Below are 21149 nucleotides of genomic sequence, written 5' to 3' on the forward strand. Positions count from 1 at the left end.
GTCTGGTGACGATTGCGAAGAGGTCACACCCGTTCCCATCCCGAACACGGAAGTTAAGCTCTTCAGCGCCGATGGTAGTTGGGGGTTTCCCCCTGCAAGAGTAGGACGTCGCCGGGCGCAAGGTCATTGCCAATAGGTAGTGGCTTTTTATTTTTGATTTTAATTGTTCTTTTATATAGACTTGAGGCCATTACCAATAGGTAATGGCCTTTTTGTCGTCAAGGAAATTATAAAATAACGTACTGTGGATAAGGTGGAACATAGAGATTTTACGTCTACACTCCTGCGCCTAGAGGGGCGGGTCATAATCCAGGCTGGCTGTGCGACAAAGACGCCGCTTGGGCATGCAGTGGGGAGGGATAGAATTACATCCCTCTTTGTTGCGACACGACGTCGTGAACTTAGAGTGCCTTCCCTTGATCTGTCTTATGCCTGTCGCGGGCCTACAGGATGTAGGTTATGCAGCTGGGAGGGATTGAACTACACATCCCTCTTTGTTGCCACAGGAAGTGGCGTACTTAGGCTGCGTTCATCCGTTACAGGCCCTTGGGCATTTGTTCTATTTATCCCACATTAACGGGCAGTAAGACCCTCACTTCGAGTCATCTAGGACACGAGAAGAATAAGTGGGGATGAAGAAAAAACCCTCTGATTGAAGATTAACTTTATATGTAACTACTAAGGTACATGAATTGATTCGAAAGTTTCTTTATGGGTTACTGTCTAATAACTTTATGTTATTAATAAATAGGTTGGACTAAAGTATTTCATCGACAACGCTCGTCTCTTGGGGATGCCTTCGCTGGAGATTACGTGAAAATTATACGTTCATTATATACAGAAAGGAGCAGATCCCAATGAACTACACAGTCAAATAAATCGAAGAGATTAGTCATGGAGAACCTACTAAAATTGCTTCGTTTATCACGCGTCTTTTACTCTATATTGAAAAGTTGGAAATCCAAATTGATTAACAGAAAACCTGTCGCCACAAGAAAAAGTGCAGACTAGAGGATATATCGATAAAAGAATCGGCTAAACAGTTTGCCCAAATGCGTGGATTTATTTCCACGCATCGTAAATAAAATTGTGATATTCTTTACTCGCTCGTCTCTGTTGTCCGTGGAGAATACTCCTTGAAATAGGATCTATGCAGGTTAAACAAGTGATTCTATCTACTTTCCAGCGAAGGCGCCTAACTGGGGTAGCCGAAGTGATAAGACTGATAGTGGTTTTCTATCAGGCTTATCATGGGAGGCATCCCCAAGCGACAAGCGTTGTTGGTAGAAATTTTTATGTCCTATATGCTCCTAGAGATTGTCCAGTGTATGATATGGTACTCAGAGTGTGGTGTCCAACTGCTGTCACTATTTGAAGGGCCCAAATGGAGGCAGTAACTGGCACTGGCCACAAATGGAGTCAGTAACTGGAACGATTCGTTTTTCTCTATGTTGCTAGTTATTTCTTTATCTCTGTAGATTTTGCGAAGATGCCTTTCAGGGGTAGCCGAAGCCATAAGACTGGCGGCGAAGCTACATGGATTATCACGGGAGGCATCCCCTAAGCGCCCAAGCGATATTCAATGGAATCAATCTATATACATAATTTTTTTTTGTAAATTCTCAATGTCTTGAAATCATCCACTATCAGAGATACGATGATAACTACGCAGTAATAGAAAGGGTTGGTTATTTTGCAAATGGCGCTCATTATCTTCGCAATTAATATCGTTTACGTTACATTCTTTACAGTACGCATGATTTTGACGCTGAAAGGGTATAGGTATATTGCTGCTGTTGTTAGTGTGTTGGAAATTGTTATGTATGTTATCGGTCTTGGCCTAGTACTAGACAATCTGAATAAAATAGAGAACATTATAGCCTATGCGGTCGGTTATGGTTGTGGTGTGATTATTGGTTCAATGATTGAAGAGAAGATGGCACTTGGTTATATTACTGTAAACGTAATTACATCAGAGAAAAATTTGAGATTACCGAGTATACTTAGGGAAAAAGGATATGGCGTAACGGATTGGTCAGCGAATGGACTTGATGGAGATCGAACTTCTATGCAAATTCTAACACCAAGAAAATATGAATTGAAACTTTACGTTACTATTAAAGAAATAGACCCAAAAGCATTTATTATTGCCTATGAAGCGAAAACCATACACGGCGGTTTCTGGGTGAAGAGTGTGAAGAAAGGGAAGTTGTTCAGGTGAGTAAAAAGAAGACTTTGTGGTTTGAAGTTGAAGCGGATGAGACCATTGAAGATTGTTTAAATAGAATGACTGCTGAAGGTTATACCGTTACAGGCCGAAAGGAAGAGCCACTGTTTACAGAGGTAAACGGAGAATACGTGCCAGTAAGACAGGTCATCATGTTCAAAGGTACCTTGACAGAACAATAAGATGTCCGAAAGGCGAACGATTTTAAATTAATATATATTATTGTTCGCCTTTTTCATTGACGAAGGGTTCTGTTCTTGATAAAATATAGAGAGTTATTAGAAATCCCCATATATACTGTGGAATTGGCCACAGTGTTTCTACCAGGGCACCGTAATGTCCGGACTATGCGGGAAAGCGACTTTCAGGATTGCAGCGAAAGGTGTGTGGGTACCAATGGGTGCAATCATCTTAACGCATATTTCAACGTCCTCGAATGATCTGCTTTTCATGCATATGAAGAGTAGTTCGTTCGAGGTCTTTTTATTTTAGTAAATGTTGGCTAGGCTTCAGGTGCCAGACGCTCGGGTCATAAGATAGCCTGTCGCGGACCTACAGGAAGTAGGTCATGCAGCGGGGGAGGGATTAAACTGACATCCCTCCTAGTTGCCACAAGACGTGACGAACTTAGGCATCTTTTATTTGTAGCTGCACCAAACGCATTTCTTAAAAGGAGCGGATTATAAGTGGAACCGAAAATCGGTGTCATTATGGGAAGTAAAAGTGATTGGGAAACTATGAAACATACTTGTGACATTTTGGACGAACTAGAAGTCCCTTACGAGAAGAAAGTTGTCTCGGCACATCGCACTCCTGACTTCATGTTTGAATATGCAGATCAAGCGCAAGATAAAGGTTTAGAAATCATTATTGCAGGAGCTGGGGGAGCTGCGCATCTTCCTGGAATGGTTGCAGCAAAAACATTGCTACCGGTTATTGGCATCCCTGTTCAATCGAAAGCGTTGAATGGAATGGATTCCTTATTGTCCATTGTTCAAATGCCTGGAGGTGTTCCAGTTGCGACTATGGCGATTGGGAAGGCAGGCGCAGTGAACGCCGGTCTACTTGCCGCACAGATGTTAGGAGTTCATGATAAAGCCCTAATGAAACGTATTGAAGAGCGTCGTAACAACATGCGTGATGCGGCGCTAGAAAGCAGCGGTGATTTACTATGAATACAATTTTACCTGGACAAACGATAGGGATCATTGGTGGTGGGCAGCTTGGTCGGATGATGGGGCTTGCTGCGAAGGAAGCTGGATTCAAAATCGCGGTGCTGGATCCTGTCATGGATTCACCGTGCGGTCAAATTGCTGATATCCGGATTGTTGCACCGTACAACGATGAGGCAGCACTCGAGGAACTGGGTGAAGTGAGTGACGTTATCACATATGAATTTGAAAATATTGATTATGAGGGACTGAAGCGACTCACTCAAATCGCATATGTGCCGCAGGGCGCTGAACTTGTTCGGATCACACAGAACCGAATTAATGAAAAAGCAGAAATCACAGCATCGGGTGCACCTGTTGCAAACTATGTAACGGCACAGACGTTTGAAGAGCTAACATTAAAAATCGGAGAAGTCGGCTTCCCTTGTATCGTCAAGACTGCATTTGGTGGTTATGATGGCAAAGGGCAAGTGAAAATCGATTCCGAAAGTGATCTTCACGAAGCGGAATCACTCTTTGCTCATTCGGCATGTATTGCAGAAGCATTTGTTCCGTTTACGAAAGAAATATCAGTAATCATTCAACGCAATGCTAAAGGACAATCTTACTGTCTTCCAGTTGCTGAAAATATTCATAAACACCATATATTGCATGAATCAATCGTTCCAGCACGGGTCCATGAAAAAGTCTTAACCAAAGCCGAAGATGCAGCGACCAAAATCGCAGATCATCTCAATCTTGTTGGGACATTGGCGGTTGAAATGTTCGTTTTAGAAAATGATGAAATTATAATTAATGAATTAGCACCACGTCCACATAATTCGGGCCATTATTCAATTGAGGCATGTAACATTTCGCAGTTCCATCAGCATATCCGTGCTATTTGCGGCTGGCCTCTTCGCGAGCCGATTCTATGGCAATCATCGATTATGGTGAACGTACTCGGAGAACATGTTGCGCCACTGACTAAGATTGTTACGGATTATCCCGAATGGTCAATCCATCTATACGGCAAAGCCGAAGCGAAAATGAAACGTAAAATGGGACATGTCACAATCATGACTGACAATATTGAAAAGACATTGGAAGACATTGATTCAACGGGTATTTGGACTGAATAGAGGGGGATACTTATGTTGAAGCAATATCCCCATCCAGAAATGGGCGCTGCATGGTTAGCACAAAATGAGTGTAATACAAATTTAAAACAGCTCCGTCTTGACTGAATAATTGACGGCAGCTTTTCAACATTTCAAAGTTTCGAAAAGAAACCTAATCTAATTCCATTTGGGAGGAAAAAAGACATGACGAAAGTAAACGTATACGTAACACTCCGTGAAAGTGTTGTTGATCCACAAGGGGTAGCAACGATAGAAGCGCTTCAAACGATGGGTTATAAAGAGGTCGAAAACGTACGCATTGGGAAATTGATTGAGCTAGAAGTAGATGGGTCAGTTGCAGATATCGATGCACGTGTCAAAGAAATGTGCGAAAAGCTTTTGGTCAATAAAGTTATTGAGGACTACCGATATGAAATCGGGGAGGTCGCGGGCAAATGAAGTTCGCTATACTTGTTTTCCCAGGATCGGGTTGCGACATCGACATGTATCATGCGGTAAATACCGTTCTGGGCAATAAAGCAGAATACATCTGGCATACAGAAGCGAATCTTGACGGTTACGACGCAGTACTTATTCCAAGCGGAGCATCGTACGGCGATTATCTGCGTCCTGGCGCACTGGCGCAGAGCTCACAAGCAATCGTAAGCTTGAAAGAATTTGCGGCAACAGGGAAACCTGTTCTTGGTGTGGGTAACGGATTCCAAATCCTTGCTGAAGCAGGTCTTTTACCAGGTGCGTTTTTACGCAATAAAGGATTGAAGTTCAGATCAGGCAGAACGAAATTGACTGTCTTGAATACAGATTCTACATTTACGGCAGATTACGAAAACGGGCAAGAAATTACAATTCCATTTGCTCATGAATTCGGCAACTATTATGTTGATGAAAAGACAGTAGAAGAATTGAAACGTACTAACCGTATCGTATTTACATATGCGGACGATAATGCAGATGGCAGCACAGCGGACATCGCGGGTGTTTTAAACGAAACAGGCAATGTACTCGGCATGATGCCCCTTCCTGAACGTGCGGTTGAGGAAATCATCGGAGGAACAGATGGATTGCCTCTATTCAATTCAATCTTGAAAAGGTGGAGTGAAAATAATGTCAGCCAAGCATGAACCGAACGCACAACAAATTAAAGATGAACAATTATATCGCCAAATGGGAATGACAGACGAGGAATTCGACCGTGCAGCAGAGATGTTAGGACGTCTTCCAAACTATACGGAAACAGGTTTATTCTCTGCATTGTGGTCTGAACATTGTTCATATAAGAGCTCGAAACCAGTACTTCGTAAATTCCCAACGGATGGGCCACGTGTTCTTCAAGGACCTGGAGAAGGAGCAGGAATCGTCGACATTGGCGACAATCAAGCTGCTGTTTTCAAAATGGAATCCCATAACTCTCCTTCTGCGATTGAACCGTTCATCGGGGCAGCAACAGGTGCAGGTGGGGTTCTGCGTGACGTATTTTCAATGGGTGCCCGCCCAGTAGCACTCGTTAACTCTCTTCGTTTCGGAGATTTATCAGATGCGCGTGATCGGTATTTATTCGAAGAAGCGGTTGCAGGGATTGCGAGTTACGGAAATGCGATTGGTATTCCCACTATTGCTGGCGAAGTCCAGTTCGATAATTGTTATTCTAAACGTCCACTCGTAAATGCGATGGCTGTTGGTTTGTTAAATCATGAAGACATTCAAAAAGGGATCGCTTCAGGTGTCGGTAACAGTGTGATGTATGCCGGTGCTACAACGGGACGTGATGGAATTCATGGTGCGACGATGTCTTCATCCGAAGTTAAAGATGGGGAAATTCCAGTAATGCAAGCTGGAGATCCATTCCTTGAAAAACTTGTGATGGAAGCATGCCTTGAGCTTGTGAAATCAGACGCGTTAATAGGGATTCAAGATATGGGTGCGGCGGGACTTACTTCATCTGCGGCTGAAATGGCGTCAAAAGCAGGCTATGGTGTTGAGCTAAACCTCGACCTAGTACCACAACGTGAAGAGGGAATGACAGCTTATGAAATGATGTTGTCAGAATCTCAAGAACGTATGCTAATCGTCGTGAAAAAAGGCCGTGAACAAGAAGTAACGGATTTATTTGCGAAATATAATATCCAAGCGGTAACGATTGGTAAAGTAACGGACGATAAAATGCTACGCTTGCTACATAAAGGTGAAGTTGTCGCGGAAGTATCAGCTGATGCACTTGCTGAAGATGCACCGGTATACCATAAGAAATCCGAAGAGCCTGCTTACTTTAGAGAATTCCAAGCAATGGAAATGACGGAGCCTGTCGTTGCGGATTTGAATGAAACACTTAAAGATCTACTACAACGTCCAACGATTGCATCGAAAGAATGGGTCTATAACCAGTTCGATACACAAGCTAGGTCAAATACTGTCGTTGCACCAGGTTCATCTGCAGGTGTCATTCGTGTCAGTGGAACGAATAAAGGGCTTGCAATGACATCTGATTGTAACTCGCGTTTTGTCTACCTTGATCCAGAAACAGGCGGGAAAATTGCGGTTGCTGAAGCAGCACGTAATCTCATTTGTTCAGGCGCAGAACCGATTGCAATTACAGATTGCTTAAACTTTGGTAGTGCGGACAAGCCAGAAGTATTTTGGCAGCTTGAGAAATCAGCTGATGGAATTTCTGATGCATGCCGCAAGTTGAATGCTCCTGTAATAAGCGGGAACGTTTCCTTGTCTAATGAAGTGAATGGTGTTCCAATCTATCCAACACCAACAATTGGTATGGTTGGCCTTATTCATGATTTATCTCAAGTAACGACTACTGAATTCAAGAGTGCGGGCGATGTCATCTATGTCATAGGTGAAGCATCACTTGATTTCGGCGGCAGTGAATTGCAACAAATGATGGAAGGGAAAATTTTCGGCCAAGCTCCGGCAATTGACCTGGAAGTTGAAGCAGCACGTCAGAAAGAGCTTTTGACAGCAATCCAAGCAGGACTTGTTCAATCTGCAACTGATTTATCAGAAGGCGGATTTGCAGTAGCGCTTTGTGAAAAAGCGTTTGGTGCGGAAGGTCTTGGGGCAGGCGTAACAGTTTCTGGATCCGCAGTAACGGCTTTATTCAGTGAAACGCAATCACGTTTCCTTGTGACTGTAAAAGAAGAAAAAGCAGCAGATTTCGAAAAAGCTGTAGCAGATGCAATTAAAATCGGTGTTGTTACGGATAGTAACCGTATCGTTATTAATGGTGAAAATGGCATGTTAATCGACGGGACGGTGGATGAACTCCGTTCTGCATGGAAAGGGGCTATCCAATGCTTGCTGAACTCAGAGGCCTAAACGAAGAGTGCGGTGTGTTTGGCATTTGGGGTCATGAAGACGCGGCGCAGATCAGTTATTATGGTCTGCACGCATTACAACACCGGGGACAAGAAGGAGCCGGTATCGTTACGAAGGAAGGCAAGAAATTTCATGTGATTAAAGGCGAAGGTCTTGTCAATGAAGTGTTTTCTGGTAACGAGATAGATGATTTAAAAGGAAATGCTGCAATTGGGCAAGTGCGCTATTCGACAGAGAACGGTCGCGGAATCGAAAATGTTCAGCCGCTCGTTTTTCGTTCAACAACTGGAAGTCTTTCGGTCGCTCACAATGGCAACATTGTGAATGCGGTCGAACTACGCGAGCATCTTGAACGCCAAGGTAGTATTTTTCAAACGAATTCTGACACAGAAGTGCTAGCTCATTTAATCAAGAAGAGCAGCGGTTCTTTAACGCAGCGTGATCGTGTGAAAAAAGCATTGTCGATGTTAAAAGGTGCGTTTGCGTTTGTCATCTTGACAGATGATGGATTAATGGTCGCGCAGGATCCGAATGGTCTGCGTCCACTATCCCTTGGGAAAATAGGCGATGCGTGGGTCGTAGCATCTGAGACATGTGCGTTCGATATTATCGGCGCAGAATGGATTCGTTCGGTAGAACCGGGAGAGCTCATCATTATTAATGATAAAGGTCTTCAGTCGGACCGCTTTGCGCCAGCTGCGGATTCGGCTATGTGCTCGATGGAATATGTCTATTTTGCACGTCCGGATTCGGATATTGATGGTATTAATATTCATTCGGCGCGTAAACGCTGCGGAAAACGCCTTGCACGCGAAGTGCATATCGAAGCAGACGTTGTCACAGGTGTGCCGGATTCAAGTATTTCAGCAGCTATTGGATTTTCTGAAGAAAGTGGAATTCCGTATGAGTTAGGGCTGATCAAAAGTCGTTATGTCGGGAGAACGTTCATTCAACCGACACAGGAGATGCGTGAAAAAGGCGTGAAGATGAAACTTTCTCCAGTGCGTCAAGTTGTGAACGGTAAACGAGTCGTCATGGTGGATGATTCGATTGTTCGCGGCACCACGTCTAAAAGGATTGTCAATTTGTTGAAAGAAGCCGGCGCGACTGAAGTTCACGTTGTGATTGCGTCTCCACCGCTTGTCAGTCCGTGTTTTTATGGCGTAGATATCAGTACGGATTCAGAATTGATAGCAACAAACAGAACGGTTGATGAAATCCGTGAACTTATCGGTGCAGATTCACTGACGTTCCTGTCTGCTGAGGGAATGATCGAAGCGATTGGACGTCCCGATAAAACAAAGAACTGTGGACAATGCCTTGCATGCTTTACAGGAGAATATCCTACAGAAATTTATTCGGATACAGTTTTGCCACATAAGAAAGAAATTTTTTGATAGGGGGACTTTTACATGTCGAAGGCTTATGAAAACGCAGGTGTAAATATCGAAGCTGGTTACGAGTCAGTTGAACGGATGAAATCCCATGTTGCGCGTACTGCACGTATTGGTGTTACAGGAACGTTCGGCGGTTTTGGCGGCATGTTCGATCTATCCGCACTTAATTATAAAGAGCCCGTTCTTATTTCCGGTACAGACGGTGTTGGTACAAAGTTAAAACTGGCGTTCATGGCAGATAAGCATGACACGATTGGTATTGACTGTGTTGCTATGTGTGTTAACGATATTGTCGCACAGGGCGCAGAACCTCTTTACTTCCTTGATTACATTGCGCTTGGAAAAGCCGTTCCTGAAAAGGTAGAAGCGATTGTTAAAGGAATTGCAGATGGTTGTGTTCAATCTGGTGCGGCATTAATTGGCGGAGAAACCGCTGAGATGCCAGGACTTTACGAAGTCGATGAGTATGACCTTGCAGGATTTGCAGTTGGAGCATGTGAAAAGAGTAAAGTTGTTACGGGTGAAAAAGTTGTTGCTGGAGACGTTCTTGTTGGTATCGCTTCAAGCGGTATCCATTCGAATGGTTATTCTCTCGTCCGTAAAATTGTAATTGAAGATCAAGGCTGTGAAATTGACGGTTTGATCGCCGGGTACGAAGAGCTTGGACCGGTTGGGGACGCACTTCTTACACCGACGAAAATTTACGCGAAACCTGTTCTTCAAATGCATAACGAACTCGATGTCCATTCAATGGGCCATATTACGGGCGGCGGATTTTACGAGAACTTACCACGTATGTTGGTAGATGGATTCGGAGCGGAAATTGACCTTGGTTCATGGCCAGTACTTCCAGTATTCAAGATGCTGAAAGAAAAAGGCGAACTATTGGATAAAGATCTATACAGTGTATTCAATATGGGTATCGGTTTTGTTGTTGCACTTCCCGAAGAACAAGCGAATGCTGCCCTTAAAATTGCAGCCGCGCACGGGGAAGAAGCATTCATTATCGGACGTGTTATTGAAGGTGAAGGCGTCACGTTTACAGGTACACATGACGGAAGTCTTGCCGAATGAATTCAAAAATGAAGATTGCCGTTTTCGCATCCGGAAGCGGCAGTAATTTTGCAGCAATTGAAGAAGCATGTCGAAAAGGCGAGTTGAACGCTGAAATCGTCCTTATGGTGACGAATAAGCCGGAAGCCTTTGTTGTTGAACGTGCTGATAAAGTGAGCATCCCAGTTGCAGCAATTCGTCCAAAACATTTCGAAACGAAAGATGCGTACGAAGAAGCAATTCTTCACGCACTTCGAGAGTCTGGGGCGCAGTGGCTGGTTCTTGCAGGTTATATGCGTCTTGTTGGACCGGTACTATTGACGGCTTATCCTTCTCGCATCGTCAATATTCATCCCTCCCTGCTGCCTTCGTTTCCAGGGAAAGATGCGATTGGACAAGCGGTTGCGCATGGCGTGAAAGTGACAGGTGTCACAGTTCATCTGGTAGATGAAGGAATGGATACAGGGCAGATTCTCGCACAGTGTGCGGTCGATGTTGTTGATGGAGATGAAGACCGAACGGCCGAAGCGATTCATGCTGTTGAACACGGTTTATATAAAGATACATTAAACAAACTTTTTAGCCGATAATGATCAAGGTTTGGGCCGGCAGGAAGCAGGTCATGCAGTAGTTGCGACAGGAAGTCGCGATTTTAGACTGCTATCCTTATATACTAATTGGAGGGTTTTATTCGTGAAAAAACGTGCATTGCTTAGCGTGTCGGACAAAAACGGTATTTTGGAATTTGCAAAAGAGTTGGAAAGTCTTGGCTATGAACTGTTATCAACAGGCGGTACGATGAAACATCTCGCGGACAATGGCGTCGCAGTAACAGCGGTCGATGCAGTAACTGGATTCCCTGAAATTATGGAAGGCCGCGTAAAAACGCTCAACCCAATGATTCACGGAGGACTTCTTGCAAAACAAGACGATCCCTCTCACATCGCGCAAATGGTAGAGCACGGCATTCAGCCAATTGATGTTGTTTGTGTTAACTTGTATCCGTTTAAAGAAACGATTTCAAAACCGGATGTAACCAATGAAGATGCAATCGAGAATATCGATATTGGTGGACCGGCGATGCTTCGTGCTTCTGCGAAAAACCATGCATACGTTACAGTTATCGTAGATGCAACAGATTACGATCAAGTACTTTCCGAAATCAAAGCAGATGGCAAAACGACACTTGAAACACGCAGGCGTCTGGCAGCAAAAGTATTCCGTCATACAGCGGCATACGATGCACTTATTGCCGGTTTCTTGACTGACCTTACAGGCGAAGAATTCCCGGAGCAGGTTACGTATACATATGAACTAAAACAACCGCTTCGTTACGGAGAAAATCCACACCAAAAAGCTGCTTTCTATAGCCGCCCACTTGGCTCTGATTTCTCAATTGCGTACGCGGAACAATTGCACGGCAAAGAGCTTTCTTACAACAATATTCAAGATGCGAACGCGGCTATCCAAATCATCAAAGAATTTGATAAAGCAGCTGCTGTAGCAGTAAAACATATGAATCCATGTGGCGTTGGAACAGGCGAAACTATTTTCGACGCGTTCAATAAAGCATATGAAGCAGACTCGACGTCTATCTTCGGCGGTATAATCGCATTAAACCGTGAAGTAGATGCTGCAACTGCTGAAAAACTATCGGGCATCTTCCTTGAAATTATCATTGCACCAGCTTTCACAGAAGAAGCAATTGAAATCTTGACGAAGAAGAAAAATATTCGCTTGATGACAATTTCGTTTGATCAACATAAAAAAGATAAATGGAATACAGTCTCTGTTGAAGGCGGATTACTCATGCAAGAGCCGGATGCATACGGATTTGCAGATGCGACTATCAAAGTGGCAACAGATCGTCAGCCAACTGAAGCTGAGTGGGAAGCGATGAAACTTGGTTGGGCTGTTGTTAAACATGTGAAGTCTAATGCGATTGTTGTAACGGATGACAATATGACACTTGGCGTTGGTGCAGGGCAGATGAATCGTGTTGGAGCAGCGAATATCGCTCTTACTCAGGCAGGCGAACGCGCTAAAGGTGCAGCGCTTGCATCTGATGCATTTTTCCCAATGGACGATACTGTCGAAGCTGCAGCGAAAGCGGGTATTACGGCAATTATTCAACCAGGCGGATCAGTGAAAGACGAAGATTCGATTAAGAAAGCTAACGAATACGGCATCACAATGGTGTTCACAGGCGTACGTCACTTCAAACATTAAGGAGAGGTTTGCACTGAATATACTCGTTATCGGGAGCGGTGGCCGCGAGCATGCGATAGCCAGACAGTTCAATGTCTCCCCTTCAGTAAATAAAGTTTTTGTCGCACCCGGCAATGATGGCATGAAAAATGATGCTGAATGTGTGCAAATCGATGCGCTGGATTTTGAGGCACTTGCTTCATTTGCACAAGAGAATCATGTGGACCTGACATTTGTCGGTCCTGAACAGCCGCTTGCGGAAGGAATTGTGGATTACTTTACTGATCGCGGATTAACAGCGTTTGGTCCAACGAAAGCAGCGGCGCTGATTGAAGGAAGTAAGTCATTCGCCAAAGAGCTGATGACGAAGTATGATATTCCAACAGCTGCGTACGGAACATTTACCGATGCAGAAGAAGCAAAAGCATTTATCCGAGAAAATGGTGCACCAATTGTCGTTAAAGCAGACGGACTTGCAGCAGGAAAAGGCGTTATCGTTGCGATGACGCTGGATGATGCACTTACGGCAGTCGACGACATGATTGGCAACCAGAAATTCGGCGAATCTTCATCACGTGTTGTTATCGAAGAGTTTTTGGATGGCGAAGAGTTCTCCTACATGTCGTTTGTCCATGATGGAAAGATTTTCCCGATGGTTGTCGCGCAAGATCATAAGCGTGCTTATGACGGTGATAGAGGACCGAATACGGGTGGCATGGGCGCTTATTCACCCGTTCCGCAAATTTCGGACGCAGTTGTGAAAGAAGCATATGATAAAGTCGTCGTTCCGACTGTCGAAGCAATGGCTGCAGAAGGAACTCCGTTTACAGGTATTTTATATGCTGGTCTCATTTTGACAGACAAGGGTCCGAAAGTGATAGAGTTCAATGCTCGCTTCGGCGATCCAGAAACGCAGGTCGTTCTTCCACGAATGTCATCAGACTTTGGTGAATTTATGACCGCACTTATGGCTAGTAAACCGTTTGACTTAAAGTGGGATGACAAAGCGATGTTAGGCGTTGTTATTGCTGCAGATAGATATCCGGGAGATGTAGTAAAAGGGGCGGCATTACCTGATCTTGATGTTTTGTCAGCACGAGGCTTAGAAGTCTTCCATGCAGGCACGAAATCTAACGGTGAAGGCTTTGTTGGTAATGGAGGACGTGTACTTCTCATTACAGCGAAAGCAGATTCATTGAAAGAAGCGCAGGTTGAGGTTTATAAAGGCTTGTCTCAATTAGAATGGAACGGATTCTTCTATAGGCAGGACATTGGCTGGCGTACGTTTGAATAAATGAAAGGACCACTAACTTAGTAATGAGTTAGTGGTCTTTTCATGTTTACGAAACATCCAATCCACTAATAAAGAAAAGGAGGATCGGTAGAATACGTATATAGTCGGCACTTAAAAATGGAATGTTATTCCTATATCGCTTAGTCGCTTGGTGATGGCCTTACGCAATAAGCCCGCCAGAAGAACACTGTCAGTCTTATTGCTTCGGCTCACACTTGTCGCTTCTTCGCTAGATTTGTTCGTTATACGGGTGAGGTATAACACCTAGTTAATTCTAGATATATAGTTGCAAAATTTACCAAATTATTTATACTTAAGGTGATGCTTTAACAGAAAGGTGAAGAGACAATGGGTTTGCAATTTACTAGCGTGGAGAAAAGATTAAATGATTCACTCATTTTTCCTGAATTCAACTTACATAGTGGTAGTAATCAAGTAACGGCAATCTACTCCAGTCTTAACGTGCGCAATACGCTTTTACAGATGCTTATCAGGGAAATACCCATTTTAATCGGCGAAATTCACATAAATAATGTCGAGATTTCAAAGGCGAATCTATCAGACATCGGTTTTTCATTTCTGAATGAAGGGTTATATGAGCGTTTAACGGTTGTTGAACAGCTCAATTTTTACCGTAAACTTTATAGCGCAGATATATCTACTGCAACGATTTTACGAAAAGTGCACCTTGAAGAGAAGCGAAATGTAAGGATAAAGAAATTATCTTACTCAGAGCAAAGACGAATCCAATTTGCGAAGCTCCTCATTCAAAATCCTGAGCAGTTTATATTTGAAGAACCCGACCAAAACATCGATATCGAAACACAGCGTGTATTGATTATTATGTTGGAAGAACTGCGTGCTAAAGGTAAAAGTGTACTGATATTAACGGGAAATATGGAGAGTGCAGTCATTTTAGCGGATAAAGTTTTTAAGTTGGATCAAAGCGGTTTGCATGAAATTCAAATAGCTAGGGAATCTGAAGAGGACATTTCTCCAATTTCAGAGGCGAGCGCTGAAATAGATAAAACAGAGATACAACCAGCCCGATTTGAAAAAATTCCTACGAAGGTGAATGAAAAAATTGTTCTCTTTGATCCACCCGAAATTGATTATATTGAAAGTAACGATGGACAGTCGTCACTCCACATTAACGGGGAAGCATTTCCGACGATGTTCACGATGAATGAGCTTGAGGAACGTTTGCAACATTTCGGGTTTTTCCGTTGCCATAGATCCTACATCGTTAACCTTCAAAAAGTTCGAGAGGTAATTACGTGGACACGGAACAGTTACAGTCTCATTCTAGATGATGAAAGAAAGTCGAATATCCCACTGTCGAAAACGAAAATGGCTGAAATGAAAGTGATGTTGGGCCTGAAATAAGCTCCATTCACCCCCGAAAAGGCTCTTTTCACGGCAAATATGATGTTTTTGCATTGAAAACGACCTAATCTAAAGGTGTAGCAACAAAACAACGACTTGCACATTTTAGGGGGAGTACAATGGAAAACATCATCGAAGTTCAATCATTGGAGAAAGTTTTCGCAAACGAGACGGCACTTGAAGACGTCAGTTTCCACGTTAAAAAGGGAGAGATTTTTGGATTTCTCGGTCCGAGTGGCTCGGGAAAAACAACGACTATTAAAATATTGACGGGTCAATTAAACCAAACGGGCGGAAAAGCGACCGTCTTCGGAGAACCGGTTTCAGGGATGAAAAAAGGTGAATCGAGAAAGAAAATCGGAGTACTGACGGACAACAGTGGATTGTATAGCAGGCTATCCATTTATGACAATTTGAAGCTTTACTGTGTGCTGTATGAAGTACCTGAACAACGGATTGCCGATGTGTTAGCGCTTGTTAATCTAACAGAAGAAAAGAAAAAGGTTGTTTCGAAGTTGTCAAAAGGAATGCTGCAGCGTGTGATACTGGCACGAACACTTTTACACGAACCTGAACTATTATTCCTTGATGAACCGACATCGGCGCTTGATCCAGTGAATTCACAACATATTCATAGTGGGCTGCGTGAATTGAAAGCACGGGGGACAACAATTTTCCTTACCACTCATGATATGAATGAAGCGGAATTGCTCTGTGATCGGGTCGCATTTTTAAACAAAGGCCAAATTAGACTTATGGATGAACCAGGGAAATTAAGGAAACAGTATTCGGATTCAACAATGACTGTAGAGCTAAAAAACAATGAGAAAGTCGTGTTGACGAGCACAGCTGAAGATGCCGGGAAGATGTTCGACTTTATGTCGTCAAATCAAGTGGTCGCCATTCATTCAAACGAACCAACATTAGGCGATATTTTCGTCGAAGTGACAGGGAGGAAATTATCATGACTTTTTCAATGAAACGTGTAAATGCTATCTTTCAGAAAGACCTCAAAGATATATTAAGAAACTCAGCGGTTTCGCTTACAGCGTCTATGCCGCTGATTATTGCATTTGTCATGGGCAAGATGAGTGATGATATTGCGGTTGATGGGCATTATATGGTTATTAATATCGCAATGGTTACTGTGGGATCATTTATTCAGTGCTGTTTAATTGCTGAAGAGAAAGAGAAGAATACCCTTCGCGGATTAATGTTGTCGCCTGCTTCGACATTGGAAATACTCGGCGGTAAAAGTTTGTTGAGCTTAATAGCGATGATGATTATTGTTTTAATTGGGGCTTTTTTAACGGGCTATCACCCAGAGCAAATTGTTGTTATAGCCATCGCAATCCTGTTCACTTCTTTCTTCTTCATCGGACTGGGAACGCTCCTTGGATTACTTGCTAAATCGGTTATGGAAGCTTCTGTTATTATTATGCCATTTATGATTGTGTTCGGTTTTGGATCGATGGCTACGATGTTTGCAGACAAATATCCTATATTGAAAGTGATGGATTATACGCCGAATACACAACTTGCGGCCATTGCAGTCAAGGTTGAAAGTGGAATTGGACTTGGTGGAGTTTGGTTGAATTTTGGCATCATTGCGCTTTGGATTATCGGTGTTTTTGTTTTGACGAGCATTGTGTTCAAGAGAAAAAGAATGGATTGATTCTATCCACTCTCCAGCGAAGGCGCCTTACTGGGGTAGCTGAAGCGATAAGACTGGTAGTGATTTTCTATCAGGCTTATCGTGGGAGGCATCCCCAAGCGCCACAGCGGATTCAATGGAGTTTTTATTGACCACTTACTCCGCCTTACAAATCCACCCGCCAAACATGTTAGTCGTGAAGAATTTGGCGATATTTCCAAACCCTGCATCTTGCAATAAACGCACAATCTCCTCTTCAGGAATGAAGGAAAGCTTCCGTACGGTTTTCTCCATTTCATCTACTTGTACTTCAGTCAACCTTGTTGAATCCAGCCAGTATGCTTTCCATAAAGCGAATAACTCATTTAATGCCGAATCGTTCGGATTACCGTACATGGACGCCATAACGAATGGGGCGCCAGGTGATAGATGGTGTCGGATTTTTTTAAGTAGATTCCTTTTTTCATCGACATCTTCAATGAAGTGAAGGACGAGAATACAGGTTGCAGCCCCGAACAATTTCCCGTCTAGCACATCATTGACAGTTCCTTCGACAAATTCTACACGGTCATCCATCTTCAAATCGATTGCCTTCATTCGAGCGAAATCAAGCATTGGCGGCGCGGGATCAACTGCTGTAAATGTCCACTCGGGATTTGCTGGCCCTAATGTAGCGAGTTCATTGCCGCCACCTGCTCCAATAATTAACACACTTTCTTGTTGTGCTATATTTGCCCGAAGATAAGCTTGTACAAGTTTGAACATTGAATCGTAGGTAGGGAACGTCCGGCGTACTCCTCTGTCATATTCCGCGGCCATCTCTTTATCAAACTGCATCTTGTCGGTCATTTTATCAAATCCAATCAATTGTAGTACTAGACTATTTCGTCAAAAGGAGGCGGAACCCTTTTAGTTAGTGGACAATATTGCGAAGTTCGCAACGTAACCCCAGAAGTAAACAACGTTAGTCGCAAAGTAAACAACACACCACGCAAACTAAACAACATACACCCTAAAACGCATTCTGCGTTTGTCCCAATATCAAAAGATGTCTACTGAACTCACTATTTATTTCCTTAATGCTATGCTAGGATAAATAGTATGAATAGTTCAGTTAAAGGGAGAGTGTATCATGTGGGAGCCTAAAGAAATAAAAGACCAATTACATATGATTGACGGCAAGAAGGCGCCGGACCTTATTATTATCAATGCAGAATATTTACATTCAATCTATAAAAAGTGGGTAACAGGCAATATTTGGATTGCTGGCGACCGGATTGTTTACGCTGGCAATGAGATGCCGGCAATGACAGAAGGCGCCGAGATCTTTGATGCTACGGGGAAGAAAATTGTTCCTGGTTATATTGAACCGCATGTTCATCCATTTCAATTGTACAACCCACGGACGTTCGCGGATTATGCATCGCGGCTTGGGACAACGACATTCATTTCGGATAATCTCATATTATTCATGTCCCTTGATAACGAAACATCGTTTGCGTTGCTTGATGAGTTGAATAAATTGCCGTTTTCGTTTTACTGGTGGGCGCGGTTTGACTCACAGACAATTCTACAGAATGAGGCTGAATTGTTTAATCTAGCGTCTATTAAAGAGTGGATTGAACGTCCAGAAGTGCTGGTGGGTGGGGAATTGACAGGCTGGCCGCGGCTGATGGCTGGTGAACCCAACATGGTCGCTTCTGTAAATGCTGCAAAAATAGGGGGCAAGAAAATCGAAGGGCATTTCCCCGGCGCTTCTGAGCGGACCTTGGCACGGATGCGTCTTCTTGGAACAGACGGTGATCATGAAGCGATGACGGTAGAAGAAGTAGAGGCACGGCTACTGCACGGGTATGGAGTGACGCTTCGCTATTCGTCTATTCGCCCAGATCTTCCGCATTTATTGAAAGACATTGTTGCGAAAGAATTAAATGTGTTTGATCATTTGATGATGACGACTGACGGCTCGACACCTTCGTTTCACCTAGACGGTGTCGTGGATAAATGTATCCGCGCTGCACTTGAAGCGGGGGTTCCACCAATTGATGCATACCAGATGGCGTCTTATAACGTAGCGCGCTATTATGACATGACCGATTTACACGGATTCATTGCGACAGGTCGTTATGCAACGTTAAATATCCTTGAGGATGAATACAATCCAGTACCGACGGATGTTTTATCCAAAGGGAAATGGTTGAAACGTGAAAATGAATCGACTGAACCTTTCCAGGCCATTGACTGGTCGTTTGTTGAAGCGTTTGCACCGAATTTCAATCTTGATGAATCGGATTTCATATTTGACAACCCGGTTGGAATCGAAATGCTCAACGACGTCATTACAAAACCGTATAATGTGGCGATTGACACAAAAGGCGATAAACTTGCAGATGATCACGATGAAAGTTTCCTGATGCTTCTCGATAGGAATGGGAAATGGCATGTCAACGCAGTTATTAAAGGGTTCGCAACAGGGATTCAAGGCTTTGCGTCTTCGTATTCCAATACTGGGGATTTTATCTTAATCGGCAAGGATAAAAAAGAAATGCACAATGCCTTCAAGGAAATTAAACGAATTGGCGGGGGGATGGTGCTCTCGGAGAACGGTGGAATCGTCGCGACACTTCCATTGCCAATCGGCGGCGGATTATCGGCGGAGCCGGTTCATAAATTGATTGAACAAGAGTTAGAATTGAAAAGAGCGCTTGCAGAACGCGGCTATACGAAAGGCGATGCGATCTACACGTTGCTGTTCCTACAATCAACACATTTGCCGTACATACGTATCACGCAGATGGGACTGTATGATGTTATGAAAAAAGAAATTATTGTTCCGGCAACGGGAAGATAGGGGGCAAAGATGGAGAAGAAAATGACAGGATGGCTATTGTTCATAGCGATCTTACTATTGCTGTTAGCGGCGTGTTCGAAAGAAGAGAAGGCGGAGGACGAAGATATACCCCAGCCGATAGAGGAAGAACAGGAACTAATCGTTGAAGAAGAACCTGTACAGGGCCCAACTTTGTATAAAGAACCGTTCACTGGTGTTCTATCAGAAGAGGAAAGTACCCATCGCGCTGTTCTTGCGACGATTAATAACCATCCGCTAGCAAGGCCGCAATCAGGTATTAGTGATGCTGATATTGTCTATGAACTTGCAGCAGAGGGCAACATCACAAGGCTTTTGGCATTATTCCAAAGTGAAATTCCTGAAGAAATCGGCCCTATCCGCAGTGCTAGGGATTACTTTGTGCATATCTCAAAAGGCCTTGATGCATTTTACGTGGCGCACGGATATAGCCCTGATGCCAAACAAATGCTACAAGATCGTTTCGTGGATAATATAAATGGCATGCAATATGATGGGACGCTGTTCAATCGCTCCAAGGAACGAAGAGCTCCGCATAATTCGTATATAACGAAGGATAATGTGCTAGCGGGTATGGAGAAGACCCATTCGTCGACAGAGTTGTCAGTAATACCGGCATTTTCTTTCCTAGAATCGATAGAAGATGCTAAAATAGGAGATATCGCATCAATGCTCGTTGTTCGTTATGGAACAGATCCGGATTTTACAAGCACGTATTCTTATGATGCTGAAAAAGGAACGTATAATAGAATGGTAAAAGGGATACAAACAGTCGATAAATCCAATGAAAGACCAGTGGAGCTATCCAATATACTTATATTCGAAACAGCTCATCGTACAATCGATAATGTCGGCAGACAGTCAGTCGATATTGAGTCGGGCGGTAAAGGTATGTTGTTCCATGCAGGTATTGAAAAGGAAATCGAATGGAAAAATATTGACGGAATCCTAACGCCTATTGAAAATGGTGTTCCCGCGAAACTTGTTCCGGGTAAAACATGGATTCATATCGTTTCCACTAAACCTGGAATGGAAACGTCTGTCACATATACCCCTTAGGAAATTCATTCAGAGAGAGGGAGACATATGCAAATCGACAAAATCCGTGGTCATCAGACGGACCAATTATTTAAAGCAATGCTCGAATTAAAAGACCTCGATGAATGTTATGAATTTTTTGATGATCTCGTCACAATAAGTGAATTACAGTCACTCGCCCAACGTCTCGAAGTGGCGCAAATGCTTATGATGAAGAAGACATACGATAAGATACAAGGTGAGACAGGTGCCAGTACTGCAACAATTTCAAGGGTACGGCGCTGTGTGGATTACGGCTCTGGTGGGTATGGAAAAGTGCTTGGACGCCTCTATCCACAAGTAGATGAAGAGGAAGCTAAGACTAAATAAGATGCCTTCTGAGCTTCAGGCGCCAGACGCTTTTAGT

The 21149-nt window shown here is 43.5% G+C and carries 19 protein-coding genes, 1 rRNA gene and 1 riboswitch; of the genes, 19 read left to right on the plus strand and 1 reads right to left on the minus strand.

The annotated features are described in order from the left end of the window. Position 1 precedes the first annotated feature (1 nt). From rrf to I2484_RS13585, 16 genes are all read left to right on the plus strand, one after another. Positions 2-117: ribosomal RNA gene (gene rrf / locus I2484_RS13510) — 5S ribosomal RNA — on the plus strand. A 1582-nt stretch (positions 118-1699) separates the two neighbouring features. Beyond that, positions 1700-2221, plus strand: coding sequence for a DUF2179 domain-containing protein (locus tag I2484_RS13515; RefSeq protein ID WP_207151609.1), 522 nt, complete (start codon positions 1700-1702; stop codon positions 2219-2221). Further along, positions 2218-2409, plus strand: a complete 192-nt coding sequence (locus tag I2484_RS13520; protein WP_207151569.1) for an NETI motif-containing protein — start codon at positions 2218-2220, stop codon at positions 2407-2409. Before I2484_RS13515 ends, I2484_RS13520 begins: the two co-directional genes overlap by 4 nt. 86 nt (positions 2410-2495) lie before the next feature. Further along, positions 2496-2595: riboswitch (purine riboswitch) on the plus strand. Positions 2596-2913: 318 nt separating this feature from the next. Then, positions 2914-3402: a 5-(carboxyamino)imidazole ribonucleotide mutase gene (gene purE / locus I2484_RS13525; RefSeq protein ID WP_207151570.1), complete on the plus strand. Its 489-nt coding sequence runs from the start codon at positions 2914-2916 to the stop codon at positions 3400-3402. Next, positions 3399-4520, plus strand: a complete 1122-nt coding sequence (purK, locus tag I2484_RS13530; protein ID WP_207151571.1) for a 5-(carboxyamino)imidazole ribonucleotide synthase — start codon at positions 3399-3401, stop codon at positions 4518-4520. The genes purE and purK overlap by 4 nt, the downstream gene beginning before the upstream one ends. 183 nt (positions 4521-4703) lie before the next feature. Continuing rightward, positions 4704-4958 (plus strand): phosphoribosylformylglycinamidine synthase subunit PurS, encoded by a 255-nt coding sequence (gene purS, locus I2484_RS13535; protein WP_186672479.1) that lies wholly within the window; start codon positions 4704-4706, stop codon positions 4956-4958. Then, positions 4955-5641, plus strand: a complete 687-nt coding sequence (purQ, locus tag I2484_RS13540; RefSeq protein ID WP_207151572.1) for a phosphoribosylformylglycinamidine synthase subunit PurQ — start codon at positions 4955-4957, stop codon at positions 5639-5641. Before purS ends, purQ begins: the two co-directional genes overlap by 4 nt. Further along, complete coding sequence (gene purL, locus I2484_RS13545; RefSeq protein WP_207151573.1) at positions 5625-7844, plus strand: phosphoribosylformylglycinamidine synthase subunit PurL; 2220 nt, start codon at positions 5625-5627, stop codon at positions 7842-7844. Before purQ ends, purL begins: the two co-directional genes overlap by 17 nt. Further along, complete coding sequence (purF, locus tag I2484_RS13550) at positions 7820-9241, plus strand: amidophosphoribosyltransferase (protein WP_207151574.1); 1422 nt, start codon at positions 7820-7822, stop codon at positions 9239-9241. Before purL ends, purF begins: the two co-directional genes overlap by 25 nt. Before the next feature lie 15 nt (positions 9242-9256). Beyond that, entirely contained in the window at positions 9257-10315 is a 1059-nt protein-coding gene (gene purM / locus I2484_RS13555) for a phosphoribosylformylglycinamidine cyclo-ligase (RefSeq protein ID WP_207151575.1), read from the plus strand. Next, complete coding sequence (purN, locus tag I2484_RS13560; protein WP_207151576.1) at positions 10312-10884, plus strand: phosphoribosylglycinamide formyltransferase; 573 nt, start codon at positions 10312-10314, stop codon at positions 10882-10884. The genes purM and purN overlap by 4 nt, the downstream gene beginning before the upstream one ends. Positions 10885-10987: 103 nt before the next feature. Next, on the plus strand, positions 10988-12523 hold the full coding sequence (gene purH, locus I2484_RS13565; RefSeq protein ID WP_207151577.1) for a bifunctional phosphoribosylaminoimidazolecarboxamide formyltransferase/IMP cyclohydrolase: 1536 nt from the start codon (positions 10988-10990) through the stop codon (positions 12521-12523). A gap of 13 nt (positions 12524-12536) precedes the next feature. Beyond that, positions 12537-13796 carry a phosphoribosylamine--glycine ligase gene (gene purD, locus I2484_RS13570; protein ID WP_207151610.1) on the plus strand — a complete coding sequence of 420 codons (1260 nt, stop codon included), beginning with the start codon at positions 12537-12539 and terminating at the stop codon, positions 13794-13796. Positions 13797-14144: 348 nt separating this feature from the next. Beyond that, positions 14145-15182 (plus strand): LytTR family transcriptional regulator DNA-binding domain-containing protein, encoded by a 1038-nt coding sequence (locus tag I2484_RS13575; RefSeq protein ID WP_207151578.1) that lies wholly within the window; start codon positions 14145-14147, stop codon positions 15180-15182. A 119-nt stretch (positions 15183-15301) separates the two neighbouring features. Continuing rightward, complete coding sequence (locus I2484_RS13580) at positions 15302-16150, plus strand: ABC transporter ATP-binding protein (RefSeq protein ID WP_207151579.1); 849 nt, start codon at positions 15302-15304, stop codon at positions 16148-16150. After that, positions 16147-16857 (plus strand): ABC transporter permease, encoded by a 711-nt coding sequence (locus I2484_RS13585; RefSeq protein WP_207151580.1) that lies wholly within the window; start codon positions 16147-16149, stop codon positions 16855-16857. Before I2484_RS13580 ends, I2484_RS13585 begins: the two co-directional genes overlap by 4 nt. A 135-nt stretch (positions 16858-16992) precedes the next feature. Here I2484_RS13585 and I2484_RS13590 read toward each other — a convergent pair whose 3' ends face one another. Further along, entirely contained in the window at positions 16993-17685 is a 693-nt protein-coding gene (locus I2484_RS13590; protein ID WP_207151581.1) for a class I SAM-dependent methyltransferase, read from the minus strand. Positions 17686-17968: 283 nt separating this feature from the next. On the opposite strand from I2484_RS13590, the gene I2484_RS13595 reads away from it, so the two are divergent. Genes I2484_RS13595 through I2484_RS13605 form a run of 3 tightly spaced genes read left to right on the plus strand, consistent with a single transcriptional unit; the run spans position 17969 to position 21112 of the window. After that, complete coding sequence (locus I2484_RS13595; RefSeq protein ID WP_207151582.1) at positions 17969-19687, plus strand: adenine deaminase C-terminal domain-containing protein; 1719 nt, start codon at positions 17969-17971, stop codon at positions 19685-19687. 9 nt (positions 19688-19696) lie between these two features. Further along, positions 19697-20764, plus strand: coding sequence for a DUF3048 domain-containing protein (locus tag I2484_RS13600; RefSeq protein ID WP_255551417.1), 1068 nt, complete (start codon positions 19697-19699; stop codon positions 20762-20764). 27 nt (positions 20765-20791) lie between these two features. Further along, complete coding sequence (locus I2484_RS13605) at positions 20792-21112, plus strand: YerC/YecD family TrpR-related protein (RefSeq protein ID WP_207151583.1); 321 nt, start codon at positions 20792-20794, stop codon at positions 21110-21112. The last annotated feature ends 37 nt before the right edge of the window (positions 21113-21149 follow it).

Source organism: Sporosarcina sp. E16_8, from assembly GCF_017347095.1.
Lineage (GTDB): Bacteria > Bacillota > Bacilli > Bacillales_A > Planococcaceae > Sporosarcina.